The sequence below is a fragment of the Paenibacillus sp. CB74 genome (genome assembly GCF_055687625.1).
Genome location: NZ_CM146009.1, coordinates 1,858,925 through 1,875,585, shown reverse-complemented (window position 1 = coordinate 1,875,585; position 16,661 = coordinate 1,858,925). Strand labels below are relative to the sequence as shown.

Sequence of the window (16,661 nt, the reverse complement as noted above, 5' to 3'; positions counted from 1 at the left end):
TATGAGTAAGTCGCTGATCATCGCTATACTAATAAGTAGTATGTTTATCTTGCAAGGCTGTGTACCTGAGTTGAAAAACGACTCGAATGTGGAGGAGAAGAACATGACTTCACTGGAAGAACAGTTGTTCAAGGCGGTAGAGGATAGAGATAACGAAAGTATTAAAAAATGGATTCAAGCGGGCGCCCATATCAATGCTCAGGATCAGAACGGAAGAACGGCTACCATGATGGCAAATTATAACAACGATCTAGCCTCAGCAAAAATATTGATTGAAGCTGGTGCAGATGTAAATGTACTAGATGATATGAAGAATAACCCATTCCTGTATGCTGGCGCTGAAGGATACTTGGACATTTTGAAATTGACGATCGAGGCGGGAGCAGACCCAGCGATAACGAATCGATATAGAGGAACGGCACTTATTCCGGCTTCGGAGCATGGATATGTGGGGGTGGTACGGGAACTCCTGACCCAAACTTCAGTGAATGTGGACCATGTGAATCAATTGGGATGGACAGCGCTTCTGGAAGCGATCATATTAAACGATGGCAATGCACAACAGCAGGAGACCATTCAATTACTTATTGAGCATGGAGCAGACGTAAACATAACAGATCGTGATGGTGTGTCACCGCTCAGTCATGCAAAGAAGAGAGGTTTTAAGGAAATAGAAGACATTTTGGTACGGGCTGGAGCCCAATAGAAATGATCTAGTGTCAATAAAGAAATCAAAATGTTGAGCTACATGTAAATGGTATTTATAGAGCGCCTGCTTCCTTCGATGCTGAGGGGCAGGCGCTTCAATATATTAAAAAATGAATATCTCTGCTTTGGAATTTTCTATAGTGTACCACTCTGCTTCCAGATAAAATGGAAATACCAACCATGTAAGCGCCATCTATTAGTTGCAGTGCAGTTCTCTTTACCTTATTGACCTGCACTCAGTAATATTAACTTTTACATGTTGGAATCATTCATGGAGGTGTATGATGAAGAGGAAGTCTTGGTATACTTTGGCGGTAACAGGTATTGTTTCGTTGTTTTTTTCGGTAAGCGCTTTCGCGGGTTATGTGTTCTGGGAACCACTAACCTATTTCAACGCGAGCACATGGCAAAAGGCGGATGGGTATTCCAATGGGGGAATGTTCAACTGTACCTGGCGGGCTAACAATGTCAATTTCACAAGTGATGGAAAGCTTAAGCTTGGGTTGACCAGTTCTGCACAAAACAAGTTCGATTGCGGAGAGTACCGATCCACGAATACGTATGGGTACGGCTTGTATGAAGTCAGTATGAAACCTGCGAAGAACACAGGTGTGGTTTCCTCATTTTTCACATACACAGGTCCCTCACATGGCACCCAATGGGATGAAATTGATATCGAATTTTTAGGGAAGGACACCACCAAAGTGCAGTTTAATTATTATACCAATGGTGTTGGCAATCATGAGCAGATTATCAATCTGGGTTTTGATGCATCCCAAGGTTTCCATACGTATGCATTCGATTGGCAGCCGGGACATATCAAATGGTATGTTGATGGTGTCCTGAAGCATACGGCAACCAGTAATATTCCAAAAACACCGGGTAAAATTATGATGAATCTCTGGAATGGAACGGGTGTAGATAGCTGGCTCGGTCCTTACAACGGTGCCAATCCGCTGTATGCAGAGTACGATTGGGTTAAGTATACAAGTAATTAAGCAGACTGAAGCAGCCCTTAGCGGCTGCTTTTTTACTGTCTTCAAGTGTGTTGTAATTATTCAATCTATATATTCAATATCCAATATCCTAAATTAATGCAATAAATGTTGCAATATTAGTATGGGCATAAATATCATTCATTCATTATGATTAACGTGTAAGCAACATTACATAGACTGGGGGAACGAAGTTGGACACAAGTAAAAAGAGACGCGTAGGCAGCTTGGTCATGATCGGTGTATTGGCCCTATCAGCAGCCTTGAGCGGATGCAGCAACGGAAACGACAAACAGACAGAAACGAGTGCACCGGCGACAACGTTGGAGCTCAAAGATGGGAAATATGATCCACCCGTATCTATTACATATTTACGGCCATGGGGTCCAGATGTGAAGTTTAAGCCGGGTGAGGATCAGGATAACAACGTGCATACCAAATGGGCCAAGGAGAAACTCGGTATTGAGCTGAAAAACCAGTGGATATCTCCTTCCACCAATAATGCATTTGAGACAAAGCTGCGCCTATCACTGGCGTCCAATGCTGAAATGCCTGACATCATTTCGTATCGCGGCGAGTTCAATCTGGTACGTGAATTGATTGAGTCTGGAAAATTTGTCGATGCTGGCGAGTTGTTTGACCAATATGCAAGCGATACATGGAAAGCAGCCGTAAACGAAGATCCTTCTGTATGGTATCCATACATGCAAGATGGAAAAAGAATCGGTATTCCCATTCTGGACTATGCCTATAACGGCGATCCTGTCATGTGGATCCGTGAAGACTGGATGAAGAAATTCAATCTGGAAGCACCTAAAACCATAGATGATCTTGAAGTTATTATGGAAACGTTTACGAACCAAGATCCAGATGGCAATGGGAAGCAGGATACCTACGGATTGACCATTGGCTTCAAGAACTGGCTTAACACCTGGATGTCAGAAGCCGGATGGGTATTTGGCGCTTATGGTACCATGCCGAACCAATGGAATCTGACGGAAGATGGAAAACTTGAATACGGCTCCGTGACACCCGGTGCGAAACAGGCTTTAGCCAAATTACAAAGCTGGATGAGCAAAGGATATATCCCGGAAGAAGCCGGTGTGTATGACGAGACAAAGGCAGCCGAAGAATTTACTGCTGGAAAAGCAGGTATTGTGGTAGGTCCTCACTGGATGCCATCCTGGCCACTGGAGGATGTGAAGAAAAACAATCCTGAGGCTGAATACAAAGCGTACCCGATTCCTTCCGGTCCGAATGGTCAGGCAGGGAGACATGGTACGTCGAATGGAAACGGCGTAGTTCTGATTAACAAAGACATGAAAAATCCGGAAGCCTTTTTCACCTATCAGAACTATCTCTTTGATCACTATGCAAATCCTAAAGAAGGCGACGAGTTCGAACATGGATTTGCCGAAGGATACGATTGGGTTATGGTCGATGGGAAACCATCAACTGATGCAAGTCTAACGGGCGGTTACGCTCCCGAGAAGTACACGTTAACTTTTGATGGAGCGCGTATTCCGAGTTTGAGCATGACAACACTCGCGAAGCTGGCAAGTGGTGAAGAACCAACAACGCCTTTTGAGAAAAAAATCAAATCAGGTGTACCTACACCTATGCTTGATGCAGCCAAAATTGTATTGGATCAAAAAGATATCGTGTTCAATCAGATGTTTACCGGTGCACCTTCAATGACGATGCAGATGAACAATGATATTTTGACGAAGATGGAGAAAGATACCTTCTCTCAAATTGTATATGGCAAAACCTCTGTGGATGCGTTCGACTCATTTGTTGAGAAATGGAAGTCTTCCGGCGGAGATCAGATTACGAAAGAAGTTAACGAGTGGTATGATTCCGTGAAAAGCGGAAAATAGTACGAGGACTGAGACGCGAGTATTACTTCGATGCATCGTGCTCACATAAGCAGACAAAAGGCATTGCTGGATATGAACTCCGGCAATGCCTTTTGCTATGCACTATGAAAACGGGAAAAACGGTGAGTCTGGCAAAACGTAAAATCTGGTCGGAGTATTGCCTAAACCGGCAGATTTTCCCGATATTCTTGAGGAGTAAGATCATAAAATTTCTTGAAAACTCGTATGAAATAGGCGGTATTGTTGTAACCAACAAGTTCAGCAATTTCAAATACCTTGGCAGTTGACGTTCGCAAATGATAGGCTGCTTTCTCCATCCTTAATCGGTATACATAGGCAGTAAGTGCTTCACCGGTCTCCGCCTTATATACCTTGGACAGGTATACTGGATGCAGATGCACATGGTCAGCAATGGCAGGCAGTGATACATCTCCGGCCAGATGAAGGTCTACGAAACTCTTGACGCTGCGTACAATAGTGCTGTGATTGTCTTTGAGCTCTTGTTCGGCATCATCTCGTATGTAATAAAGTGTACGTATGGACCAGTCCTGCAACTGCTGTGCAGTAGAATAGCTAGGAGCATGAAAATAACGATTGGACTCTGCTGGAATCAATGATGATATTTGTTTACCATTTTTATGAATGATGTACGCAAATGCACCAGCAAGCGCAAAATACACCTCAATGGTTGACTCCGCAATATCATGATGTTCACTCGAATGCAGCAATTCCTCAAAAATATGCCTGATTTTTTGTTCCACATCCTCAAACCGCCCAGCTTCCAATAGACTGATCAACGTTGGCGGCTGATAAAGTGACCTGATCGTATGAAGCGGATTGGCGTCCGTTTCATCGGAAGCTGTGACAAACAAGCCTTGAACTTGCCCCATCCGTTTACGCATGGACATAACGGCCCGCTCATAGATTTCCCCTATTTCGTAAGGGAACTTGCCCCAGTTAGAGACAGAAATCGAGATCGCACCCTTCAAGTATAACTTAACATTCGTTTGAATCTGAGCAGCATACTGCTCAAGCAGGGTCTGAGGTGTCTCGTTCCTGTTATAGCTCATCGTTGTGGAGTGCTTCATGCTAACCAGAACAACAATGTAATCGTGAACGTCTCGTGTGTGCCAGATATGGAAATGATTATGCATGACTTCACTAATGATATTACATATCGCATATTCCATTAGGGCCAGGTCACCGTGTGCCATTTCAGATAGATGTTTCTCCATGCGAATAACCAGCATACCCAGATCTTCACCTATGGAGTAGGGAAGCTCCAGCAGATCAAGCTTGTCTGCCAGTGTCTTCGGATCATAGACTTTTCCAGTCAGCAATTCATGCAGCATTGTGGATTGAAGCAAGGGCAGGTGATCCTGAAAGGCGTGTAAAGCTCGTTGATGGGAGGCTGCCGTTTCCCACTTTTCTTTAATTCGATGAACGAGGCGTTGGACCGTTTCAATAAGATCTTCATCGCTAACCGGTTTTAGCAAGTAATCAAAGCTTTCCTGGGCGATAGCCTGTTTTGCATATTCAAAATCAGCATGACCTGATAACAGAATCGTCTGTACATGGGGCCATTTTTCATGAATCGCTGTAATAAGCGCTATACCTGACATTTCGGGCATTCGTATATCTGTAATGACAATGTCAATGTCGTGGTTTTCCATGATTTCCAACGCTACCGAACCGGATAAGGCTTCATGTACTGTGCCAATCCCGCAGCTTTCCCACGGAATGGTCTCGGCCAGCGTTTCCACGACTGATCGTTCATCGTCCACTAGTAATAATTGCAGCATGAGTTGCTCACCTACTTGTTAGTATTGTCGTGCCATACGATGTTAACTTTGATCCCACCTGATTCAGAATGATCATAGGCCAGTCCTGATCCATCACCATAGAGAAAAGACAAGCGTTGGTGGACATTCCATGTGCCACATCCCATGTTCTCATCCAGAGGTTTGGTAAGATTATTCCTTAATTGTTCAAGCTGTTCATCAGACATGCCAAGCCCGCTATCCTCCACTGTAATCGTGTACACATCATTCTCGCAATCGGCATAAATTTTGATCTCACCATTCTCGGATCTGGGTTCCAAACCATGAATAATAGCGTTCTCAATAATAGGCTGAAGGGTCAGTCTGGGAACTGTTTTATCCAAAATAGCATGGGGGACGTCGATTGTAAAATGCATTCGTTCCAATCGCAGTGACTGAATTTCCAAATAATTTTTGACCATCGTCAACTCTTCCCGAAGCGTGGCTTGATCCTTTTCAGACCTGGTTATGTATCGGTAATACTCTCCCAGATTAAGTGCCATGGCTACCACAGCTTTCTCATTTTTCATTCGGGCCATGTTCTTGATATAGAAGAGACAGTTATAGAGAAAATGCGGATTAATCTGCGATTGAAGCTGTTTAAGCGTGGCTTCGCGACTTCTCAATTTTTCCTCGTATACATTCTCGATTAACTCTTGAATTCGTTGTGCCATGATGTTGAAACGTGCAAATAAAAGACTAAATTCATTCCTCGCCGTATGATGCAACCGAACGGAAAAATCCCCGGTGGATAAACGATTCGTTCCTTTCACTAACTGTAGAAGTGGAAGTTGCACACTGCGATAGAGTGTATACAGCACAACAACACTCATCACGATCAGAACCGCAATTGAAGCGTAAAAGAGATTCCGGCTGCTCGTAATCGGTTTTAATATTTGCTGCATGGGAACATAGTCAACATAGTACCAGCCAAGGCTCTTGGATTGAATGTAAGAGACGTAATATTCCGTCTTGTTCAACGTTGTGCTGAATCCACCACTGGTTTTCAGATCTGCTTCTTTCAGAGAGGGCAGGATGGCCTTCAAGGTATCCTTTCCGGAGCTATTACTGATTAAACCATAATCCGGGTGGAACATAAACGGATCACCCTTGTTGTTTAACTTGTTTTGATTCAGCAGTGCGGTTAAATGGTAATCCGGAAAACTGATTTTGGTAATTAACCGAGCTTTGCCGGGTTTCGCCATCGCTGTCGTTGGATCGGTCGTATACCAGATAAACTGATGATCGGCATAGGTCCACGACTGGGACAGCGGCTCCGTGAATTCGTTATCCCTATAGGGAATATAGGCATAATAATCCGTTGATATCACTTTCTTCATCCGGGGGAAGTACAGCGTAATCGTCGAGTGCCATTTACTCGCTGCGTTATACAGATTCATCTTCTCCAGAATGGCGCTTCCGACTTTTACACGTTCATAAGGTATGTCCTTGTAGTCGGGACGTTGATATTCCTGAATACTGGAATCTTGTCCAATAGACATCCCATATAATGACAATTGGTATATATTGGATTCTACTGAATCCGCAAATGTCGAAAGATGATTCATCGTGTTGTTCTGAATCTCATGTTCGATAACTCGTACGCTTTCCCGGTTCGAGTACGTGTAGAGAAACAATACCAAAATAAGCAGCATCACAAACAACAATGTAATTTTGGTAAAGACATTCATGCGTGTGAGCAAAGTTCAACCTCCTTAATCTCATTAAAATAGTGATATCGTTGTTGCAATATTAGGATATAGATCGCAAATTTCCATTGCTATAATTTTAATATACAAGTTCACGATGACTTGTAAAATATAAATTTTAGAACATGGGGGATGCAGGAGTGAAGGAACATACGTTAGAAACGCCGCATAAACGGCGCTCCACCAGGGTCAAACAGCGCTGGAATATGCAACGGAATTGGACCTTGCATATGATGCTCGTACCAGCCGTATTGCTGGCACTGGTGTTTCAGTACATACCGATGGGCGGCATTGTAATTGCTTTTCAGGATTTTAAGCCTTACTTGGGATTTTCTGAATCCAAATGGGTTGGTTGGGACAATTTTAGATATTTATTCTTATATCCGGATGTAGGTCAGGTGATCTGGAATACACTAGTCATTGCATTTTTCAAAATCATCGCGGGACTGTTCGCCCCATTTTTGTTTGCCATTTTGCTCAATGAAGTTCGCTTGACGGCATTCAAAAGAGTGAGTCAAACGCTTGTGTATCTGCCACATTTCCTGTCATGGGTTATTCTCGGTGGGATTCTGCTCGACATCCTGTCTCCTCAGGGCGGCATGGTGAACCAGCTTGTCGTAGCCTTTGGAGGAGAACCGATCTTCTTCCTGGGAGATGGCACATGGTTCCGTATTACGCTAATCGTCAGCGATGTCTGGAAAGAATTTGGTTTTGGTACGATCGTATTTCTGGCTTCTCTATCCGGAATCAATCCTGCGCTCTACGAGGCTGCCGAGGTGGATGGGGCCAACCGCTTCAAACAGACGCTGCACATTACAATTCCAGCATTGATGCCAATCACAATTGTATTGATGACGCTCTCTATCGGCAATATCCTGAACGCCGGATTTGATCAGGTGTTCAACTTGTACAATCCACTTGTGTATGACAAAGGCGACATCATTGACACCTTTGTATATCGACTCGGGATCTTGAACGGGAAGATGAGTTTTGCCACAGCAGTGGGGTTATTCAAATCAGTGGTAGCTACCATTTTGATTGTTATATCGTACAGAATGGCTTACAAACTGGCTAATTATCGAGTTTTCTAGAGAGGAGAAAAGGGCTTGTATTATAAAACAAAAGGATACCGCATATTTAGCATCGCTAACTATACTTTTCTTGGGATATTATCGTTACTCTGCATTTTACCAATTATTCATATATTGGCTGTTTCATTCAGCAGTATGGCGCCGGCATCATCGAATCTGGTCAGCTTCTGGCCCATTGGTTTCACAACGGACGCTTATGTGAAAACTTTCGGAAATTCAAATTTTATCAACTCGCTTCTGGTGTCTCTTAAACGGACTGTGCTTGCCACGATCATCGGTATGGTCATCATGCTCATTACCGCATTTCCGTTGTCGAAGGAAGATATCAGCTTTAAAGGTCGCTCGTTGTATACATGGTTCTTTGTATTCACCATTTTGTTCAGCGGCGGTCTGATTCCCAGTTACATTCTGATTCAGAAGCTTGGTCTGATGAATACGATCTGGGCGCTTATTCTGCCCGGCGCGCTGTCCGTGTGGAACGTCATTCTGATGATGAACTTCTTCCGTGGTCTGCCGAAAGAACTTGAAGAAGCAGCCTATCTGGATGGAGCAGGTCATATCAAAACGTTGATTCTGGTCTACGTTCCACTGTCGCTTCCGGCGATCGCAACCTTGTCTTTGTTTACAATGGTGTATCAGTGGAACTCCTGGTTCGACGGAATGATCTACATGTCTGATATTAAAAACTATCCGCTTGCTTCTCTGTTACAGACTATTATTGTTCAGCAAGATCTCAGCAAAATCAACGTGGATCCTTCCATGTTGGAGAATATCTCGCAGCGGACCGTACGCGCAGCACAGATCTTTATCGGTGCGCTTCCGATTCTGATGGTATACCCGTTTTTACAACGTTTCTTCGTAAAGGGAATTGTTATTGGAGCAGTCAAGGAATAGCTAGACTATGCAAGGATAACTAGCTGAGGGAGGAAGTACGATGAGAAGAGGACTGGCATGGTTGGTCGCATCAAGTTTAATGGCTTCACTTGTTTATCCAGCAACTGCTGGAGCAGAAAGTGTAAAGGGTCAAGCGGAGGTGGGAAATGTGCAGGCGAAAAGCCTGCACTCCTCTGTTCCCTATACAGACCTCACCGGGCATTGGTCACAATCTGCAGTTACACGGTTGCAAGAGTTGAATGTATTGAAAGGTTATACGAACGGTACATTCAAGCCTAATCAGGAAATTAGCCGAGCTGAATTCGTTATGATTTTGGATCGGGCCTTTGGTTTCACGGGGAAAGCGACGATTGATTCGTATGCGGATATGACTTCAGACGATTGGTACTATGACGTAATGGTACGAGCGAATGGTTCCGGCATCATCGAAGGCACAGACCGTGAACATCTCTCACCGAAACAACCGATTACCCGCCAAGATGCAGCAGTTATGGTAGATCGAGCGTTTCAGCTTTCAACGGTTACAAGTGAAGATAATGAACGATTGGAATTTCAGGATGCAGATGATATTTCCAGTTATGCAAAGAAAGCGCTTACCTATCTGGTGAAAGAAAATATTTTAAATGGCTTCCAAGGTAAATTAAATCCGAAATCTCCGATTACTCGAGCAGAGACAGCAGCCATGTTGTCGGCGATGATTACCGATCTGAAAAGTGCTCCTGGTATATATGAGTCCCGGGTGGATGGCAACTTGATTATTAAATCGACGGATGTCACGTTAAAAAATATGATCGTCAATGGAAATCTTCTGCTGGCAGAAGGAATAGGTGAGGGTTCTGTGGTGCTCCAAGGCGTAACCGTTACAGGAAGTGTCATTATTAAAGGCGGAGGCAGTCATTCCATCGACATTAGCAACTCCAAGTTGAATCGAGTGGTCGTTGACAAACGGGGTGAACCCGTCAGAGTTACCATTGCGGGAGAAAGTAACATTCAGGATCTGCATGTCATGCAAAAATCCATTCTGGAAATCTCTTCAGACAGCCTCATTAATTCTATGAATATTCATGCAGAAGCGACTCAGACCCGAGTGGATACCAAAGGTACGATTCAACAATTAAGTGTTGATGCGAATGATGTTGTTATTAATGGAGAGAAAGTGAAACAAGGTTTGCGTACATCCATGGCAGGGGAAGTTCAGCAACCTGCATCGTCACAGCCTGGGGATTCTACGAGTGTGGCAAACACGCCAACGCAATCTGCTCCAGGAGGGCAAACACCATCCAACCCATCGACACCAAGCAATCCTGCGGGTGAAAAACCGGTGCCTGCTACAACGATTCCGCATGATCAATGGGAACTGGTCTGGAATGATGAGTTCAACGGGCCTGCGATTGATGCCTCCAAATGGACCGTGCAGGATACAGGTCTGGTTTATAATAATGAAATGCAGTATTACAGCCCGGATAACACTCGTATTACGAAAGATCAGAACCGAAGCGTGTTACAGATTGAAGCGAAAAAAGGTCCGAAAAATGGTAAGGATTACAGCTCCGGCAAACTGATCTCTATGGGAAAAGGCGACTGGACCTACGGGAAAGTGGTAGTACGTGCGAAGCTTCCTATTGAAAAAGGCATGTGGCCTGCCATCTGGATGATGCCTACGGATGAAGCACATTATGGCGGATGGCCAGCATCTGGTGAGATCGACATTATGGAGCTCATTGGTGGCAATGAGAGTAATAACAAGGTATATAGCACATTGCACTATGATAGTGTGAAGCCTGATGGTTCCCATGGACATGATCAGGGAAGCCTTACTCTTCCGGAGGGAGAAACGTTTGCTGACGATTATCATGATTTCCAGGTGGAATGGTTGCCGGGCATGATCCGCTTTTATGTAGACGGTAAACTGCATCATGAAGTGACTAACTGGCAAACCAAGGCCGCGGGCCAACCTGAGTATTATACGTTCCCTGCACCATTCGATCGTCCATTCTATCTGATTCTGAATCTGGCAATTGGCGGAGACTGGCCGGGTTCCCCCGAGAGCGACTTCACTTCTGAAACGATGAATGTTGATTTTGTACGTGTGTACTCTTATAAGAATCTCAACACATGGCCTGATGTAACAACCAATCCCATCGAGCCTGTACAACAGCGTGAACCACAAGCCGATGGCAATCTAATCTACAATGATCGTTTTACGGAAGGGTCTGAAGAAAATGGAGTGCCTCTGCAGTGGAAATTTATTACGAATGCTGACGGAGCGGGCAGTGTGCAAGTTGTAGAGGATGAGCAGAAAGGCAAAGCAGCACAAGTTAGTATTGATGCATCAGGGACTGAGAACTATTCGGTTCAACTTACTCAAATGCCCATGTACATGAAGAAAAACAAAAAGTACAAGATACAGTTTGATGCGAAGGCTTCTGCTAACCGCACGATTATGTCCAAAGTGAACCAATTCGAAAAAAGTTGGACGAATTATTCGGGTGAGAACACCTTTGAACTCACGACTGATTGGCAACCCTATGACTATACCTTCAATATGCGGGATGGATCAGATAATAATGCCAGATTCGAATTTAATTTGGGATTGGATGATAAAACCGTTTGGCTTGCCAATGTTCGACTGATTGAAGTGGGTGAGGCTGATTCATTAGTTGTAGAACGAAATACACTGCCTGATGGCAATTTCATCTACAATGGTACATTTGATCAAGGCAAGGAACGTCTCGGTTTCTGGACCACCAGTGTTCAGGAAAATGCTGAAGCCAAAATCAGCGTGAATAACTTCTTGAAATTCCCGATTATGGAGCGTCAACTGGTTGTTGATGTTACGCAGACAAATGGTGAACCACAACAGGTTTCGGTGAACCAACCGGAGTTGCAACTGGAGGCGAATTCAACGTATGGATTCTCCTTTGATGCCAAGGCAGATTCACCACGAAGTATGGATATCGATCTTGTCAGCAGTAATGGGCATACGGTGCAGGTTCATCAAAGACAAAACCTCTCATTGAGCCAAGAAATGAAAACGTATACCGGAGAGATCATCGTTGGAGATGGGCCAGCAATCGCACAATCAGAACTTAGACTGTTATTCGGAAGTTCCAACGGCAAGGTATATGTGGACAATGTGCGTCTGACCAAACGAGGCAAACCGCTGTCCGTGAATGGCTACGCACATATCCCTGCAACCGAAGCCTGGATGATGCAAGGTTTGCAACTGGAGGACTCCGTCGAAGGCGGCAAACACGTCAGCTACATGGATCAGGGAGATCTGTTGCAATATAAAATCGATGTAGCCCAAGAGGGGGAATATGTACTCTCTGCCCGAATGGCCAGTGGTAAAAGTGATTCTGAAGTACGATTCAGCATTCAGGATGAACAAGGTACAATCGTTGCTCAGTCCGAAGTGAATCTCGGAGACACAGGGGGATGGCAAACGTACAAAACCGTGTATTTCCCAGGGGTCAACTTGGCAGAAGACAAATCCTATTATGTGAATTTTGAAGGAGCAAATTATAATACCCGTTGGGTGGATATCTCACTAAACAAAGTTCAAAACAGCCAGCTTACAGCAGATCTGAATCATTGGGAGCTAATTCCTAATGATCTGACAGCTTCACATGAAGAGGGCGAAGGATTAACGATCAACTTGCCTGGTACAAGTGAACATTGGTGGGATGCATTGCTGCAACAAGGTGAGATCGAACTGGATGCAAATAAATCATATCGACTTACCTTCGAGGCATCTGCTTCCAGTCCTAAATCTATGCAAGCGGTCCTTTCTCAGAATGCAGGGGATTTTGTGAAGTATTTCGAAGAAGAAGTGGAATTAACTTCTGATCCACAGTCGTATAGTTATACCGTCACCATGGGAGATACTTCTGATTCGGCAGCCGTACTTGCATTCGGACTAGGATATCCGTTACCTGCAGGTGAACACTCGATTAACATCCATAACATTCAGTTATATGAAGTTAATCCGAATGCAGATCAAGGAGGGCAACCAGCTCATGTTAATCTTATTTCCAATGGAGACTTCTCCAAAGGTAAAGACAGTTGGTTTACCTACGCGGATGGTAATGCAGCTGATCTTGAGATGCAAGTTAGCAATCAACAGCTTCTTGCCAAGATTGGTAATGCTGGACAGAACCCCTGGGATCGTCAAGTCATCAATGAAGGATTTGGCATACAGCAAGGTTTTAAATACAAATTAACGTTTAAAGCCAAAGCAGAGAAGTCCAGAAAAGTGGGTTTGGGAATTGGATGGGTCGACGCAGCTGCCAACTATGAATGGCATGGATTCTTTGGGGCACGAGTTGATTTGACTCCAGAAGAACAGGAGTTCACGTTTACATTTGATGCAACAGAAGCCAGCTATGCGAATACTCGCATCTCATTTGATCTGGGTAACATCGACGGCGCAGAAGACGGTAACACAACTGTCTCTTTGTCCGATGTCAGCTTGATTAATCTGGGTCCTGCCAATTAGCTTCTACTCTCATCCTCTTAGTAGCTAAAAACGTAGAATAAAGTTGCCTTATAGTGACATCATAAAGAGGTAGTACACATCTCAGTTTCCAGAGGAGGATCTCTTTTATGGCTGACCAGAAGAAACGAAAAGAAGCTGCCTGGAAGTCACGAAAGCAAGAACAGCATCCCCATGGTAAAATCAAATCGCTAAAAGAATTATCCAGCGAGTATGAAGAGAAACCTACTACGAATTAAACGAAAGACTGCCAGTGAACATTGCTGGCAGTCTTTTTATACGTTGTAAACATGGAGTGCTAAGTGTATACACATTGTCCTAAAAACGAATGAACATAAGATATAGTGCAGATATAGTTCGTAAATAACTGTGAACAAATTATCAAATCGTTGACATTGCATGTTATTTTAATTAGAATACGAAATGGACTTCAGGTTAAAACAGAGATGAGTATCTTTATGTTTCGTTTTTATGTTTCGTATAGAGCATAGCTGTTAAATCTTTAATCCTAACGACGAATATGGGAGCGTTAATAATACAATCCTATATGAAGATTAGGATTTTTTGTTTTTAGCTTGGAGTATAAATTGAAAGTTGGAGGCTGGCTTTAGCATGGACAATTGGTTCAAACTAAAAGAAAGAGGTACGAGCATTCCCACAGAGATTATCGCGGGGATTACAACATTCTTTACAATGGTATACATAGTGATCGTAAACCCAGGTATACTTAGCAGCACGGGCATGGACTTTAACGGAGTATTCATAGCAACGGTACTGGCAAGTATTGTCGGAACCCTGATTATGGGCATATGGTCCAATTATCCCATCGTCATCGCGCCGGGTATGGGACTGAACGCATTCTTTGCATATAGCGTCGTTGCCGGGTATGGCGTGTCTTGGCAGGTTGCACTGGGAGCGGTATTTATCGCAGGGATTTTGTTTATTATTTTATCACTTACTTCATTCCGTTACATGTTGCTAGATGCCATTCCTGCAAGCTTAAAACATGCCATAACAGCAGGGATCGGATTGTTTATTACAACGGTAGGTCTTCAAAATGCCGGCATTATTGCCGATTCGGAATCGAATTTGATTACAATCGGCAACCTGGCCGAGCCAATGGCTTATCTGACTATTATCGGATTGATTATTACCGTTGTGCTGATGGCTTACAAAGTGAAGGGTTACCTGTTCATCGGCATGGTGGTTACAGCGATACTTTCCTGGATCATGGGACTATTCCAAATGCCGGAATCCATTGTATCCATGCCGCAAGGTCTTACGTCAACGGCTTTGCAACTGGATCTGGCAGGTGTATTCTCGAATGGCTTGTATACAATCATATTTACGTTCCTGCTAATCACACTGTTTGATACGACGGGCACGATGCTCGGCGTTGCCGAACAAGCAGGATTGCTGAAGGAAGGTAAATTTCCACGCTCGCGTGGCGCACTATTGGCAGATGCCGTAGGAACAACCAGTGGCGCTTTGCTCGGAACAAGCCCAACCTCAGCTTACATCGAGTCGAGCACAGGGGTGGCTGCAGGAGGAAGAACGGGACTGACGGCGGTAACGGTAAGTGTGCTTCTTGCTCTGACGTTGTTCTTCACACCGATCGTAAGTGTAATTTCAAGCATTCCGGCGATCACTTCTCCGGCACTGATCATTGTTGGCTACTTTATGATTAACGTTATCAGCAAAATCAAATGGGATGATCTCGAAGAAGCATTTCCTGCCTTCCTGATTATCATCCTTACTCCGCTCACGCATAGTATTGCAACAGGGATTGGCGTAGGCTTTATCTTCTATCCAGTACTCAAGTTGCTTCGTGGCAAAGGTAAAGATGTTCATCCAATCTTCTATATCTTTGCAGTATTGTTCTTCATTCAGCTTGTATTCCTGGACCACTAAAAATGGTCTAAACCCTAAAGAGAACTGCTCTAACAAGCAGTTCTCTTTTTTTGCAGTTCATATTCCGTTCATATTCCCGTCACGAAGGGGACATCTTACGTGGTTACACTATATCTATGCTGCAAGAGCGGCTCTACAGATATAGAGACAGGAGAAGATGGATGTGGGAAAAACAGAAGATACAACAATAACGGGGACTAAGGGGCGTAAAAGACGGAAGCTATGGTTGAAAATAATGGGTGGTATTATCGGCGCAGTGGTGCTGTTTATGGGTATCACGTTTGTTGTTCATACCATCAGTAATGGGATTGAGAAAAAGAAAATTGAATCATATGGCCAATATGTTAATGTCGATGGAAAAAAAATGAATGTATCCATTCAAGGCAGCGGTGAACAAACGATTGTGCTTTTGCCTGGGCAAGGAACCCCATCACCAGTGATTGACTTCAAATTGTTAATCGATGAATTAACTTCTGATTACAGAGTTGTAGCAATCGAACCTTTCGGTTATGGATTAAGTGACCAAACCGATTCGGAGAGAACAACGGAGAATATCGTCAGTGAAGTTCATGAAGCTATACAACAGCTTGGGATTAACCGCTACATTTTGATGGGCCATTCCATCACGGGACTATACGCAGCGACGTATGTGAACACGTATCCGGATGAAGTTTCCGCTTTTGTCGGGATCGACAGCAGTGTTCCGAATCAACCTGGGATGGATGTTAAATTACCTTTGAACTTAATGAAATTTCTTAAACAATCAGGGCTGATGAGAGTAGTTGCAAAAGTAAGCGGTGATTCAGATGCATCACTTGCATACGACGAACATACCAGAGAACAGATGAGGTTGATCTCGAATCAAGTCTCAACTAATCCGACAATGATCAATGAGCTGGAACACTTGGGTTCCAATTTCAAAAATGGAGAAAACCTCACTTACCCTCGTGATATGCCAATGCTTCTATTCGTTCAATCCAATAACGAGCATAATCCACAATGGATTCCGCTGCACGAAGAGCAAGCGAAACAGTCTGCACAGGGCAAGATGATCCCGATGGAAGGTTCACATTACCTGCATCATACGAAATATAAAGAGATCGCTGAAGAGTTCAAATCTTACATGAAACAACTCCATTAGAGATTGATCATTATTGA

11 protein-coding genes are annotated in these 16,661 nt (G+C 43.9%); 9 read left to right on the top strand and 2 right to left on the bottom strand.

What is annotated here, in order from left to right; all coding sequences use genetic code 11:
* Position 1 precedes the first annotated feature (1 nt).
* From ACX9NY_RS08440 to ACX9NY_RS08430, 3 genes are all read left to right on the top strand, one after another.
* A complete protein-coding gene (locus ACX9NY_RS08440; RefSeq protein WP_472478081.1) occupies positions 2 to 706 on the top strand; it encodes an ankyrin repeat domain-containing protein in 705 nt (234 codons plus the stop codon).
* A 286-nt stretch (positions 707 to 992) separates the two neighbouring features.
* Entirely contained in the window at positions 993 to 1,706 is a 714-nt protein-coding gene (gene bglS / locus ACX9NY_RS08435) for a beta-glucanase (RefSeq protein ID WP_253442587.1), read from the top strand.
* 191 nt (positions 1,707 to 1,897) lie between these two features.
* The gene (locus tag ACX9NY_RS08430; RefSeq protein ID WP_339255226.1) at positions 1,898 to 3,583 is read left to right on the top strand and encodes an extracellular solute-binding protein; all 1,686 of its coding nucleotides are present in this window, start codon (positions 1,898 to 1,900) and stop codon (positions 3,581 to 3,583) included.
* Positions 3,584 to 3,744: 161 nt separating this feature from the next.
* Here ACX9NY_RS08430 and ACX9NY_RS08425 read toward each other — a convergent pair whose 3' ends face one another.
* Together ACX9NY_RS08425 and ACX9NY_RS08420 are read right to left on the bottom strand one after the other, a co-directional pair.
* The gene (locus tag ACX9NY_RS08425) at positions 3,745 to 5,385 is read right to left on the bottom strand and encodes a response regulator (RefSeq protein WP_472478079.1); all 1,641 of its coding nucleotides are present in this window, start codon (positions 5,383 to 5,385) and stop codon (positions 3,745 to 3,747) included.
* Between the two features lie 11 nt (positions 5,386 to 5,396).
* Positions 5,397 to 7,106, bottom strand: a complete 1,710-nt coding sequence (locus ACX9NY_RS08420; RefSeq protein ID WP_472478077.1) for a sensor histidine kinase — start codon at positions 7,104 to 7,106, stop codon at positions 5,397 to 5,399.
* A 146-nt stretch (positions 7,107 to 7,252) separates the two neighbouring features.
* On the opposite strand from ACX9NY_RS08420, the gene ACX9NY_RS08415 reads away from it, so the two are divergent.
* From ACX9NY_RS08415 to ACX9NY_RS08390, 6 genes are all read left to right on the top strand, one after another.
* Entirely contained in the window at positions 7,253 to 8,203 is a 951-nt protein-coding gene (locus tag ACX9NY_RS08415; RefSeq protein ID WP_421889768.1) for an ABC transporter permease, read from the top strand.
* Between the two features lie 15 nt (positions 8,204 to 8,218).
* Positions 8,219 to 9,097: a carbohydrate ABC transporter permease gene (locus tag ACX9NY_RS08410; protein ID WP_253435956.1), complete on the top strand. Its 879-nt coding sequence runs from the start codon at positions 8,219 to 8,221 to the stop codon at positions 9,095 to 9,097.
* Positions 9,098 to 9,137: 40 nt separating this feature from the next.
* Positions 9,138 to 13,595, top strand: coding sequence for a carbohydrate binding domain-containing protein (locus tag ACX9NY_RS08405; RefSeq protein ID WP_472478075.1), 4,458 nt, complete (start codon positions 9,138 to 9,140; stop codon positions 13,593 to 13,595).
* Positions 13,596 to 13,702: 107 nt separating this feature from the next.
* Positions 13,703 to 13,831 carry a DUF6254 family protein gene (locus ACX9NY_RS08400; RefSeq protein ID WP_219845137.1) on the top strand — a complete coding sequence of 43 codons (129 nt, stop codon included), beginning with the start codon at positions 13,703 to 13,705 and terminating at the stop codon, positions 13,829 to 13,831.
* Positions 13,832 to 14,204: 373 nt separating this feature from the next.
* On the top strand, positions 14,205 to 15,503 hold the full coding sequence (locus tag ACX9NY_RS08395) for an NCS2 family permease (RefSeq protein ID WP_472478073.1): 1,299 nt from the start codon (positions 14,205 to 14,207) through the stop codon (positions 15,501 to 15,503).
* Positions 15,504 to 15,660: 157 nt separating this feature from the next.
* Entirely contained in the window at positions 15,661 to 16,644 is a 984-nt protein-coding gene (locus ACX9NY_RS08390; protein ID WP_472478071.1) for an alpha/beta hydrolase, read from the top strand.
* Positions 16,645 to 16,661 lie beyond the last annotated feature (17 nt).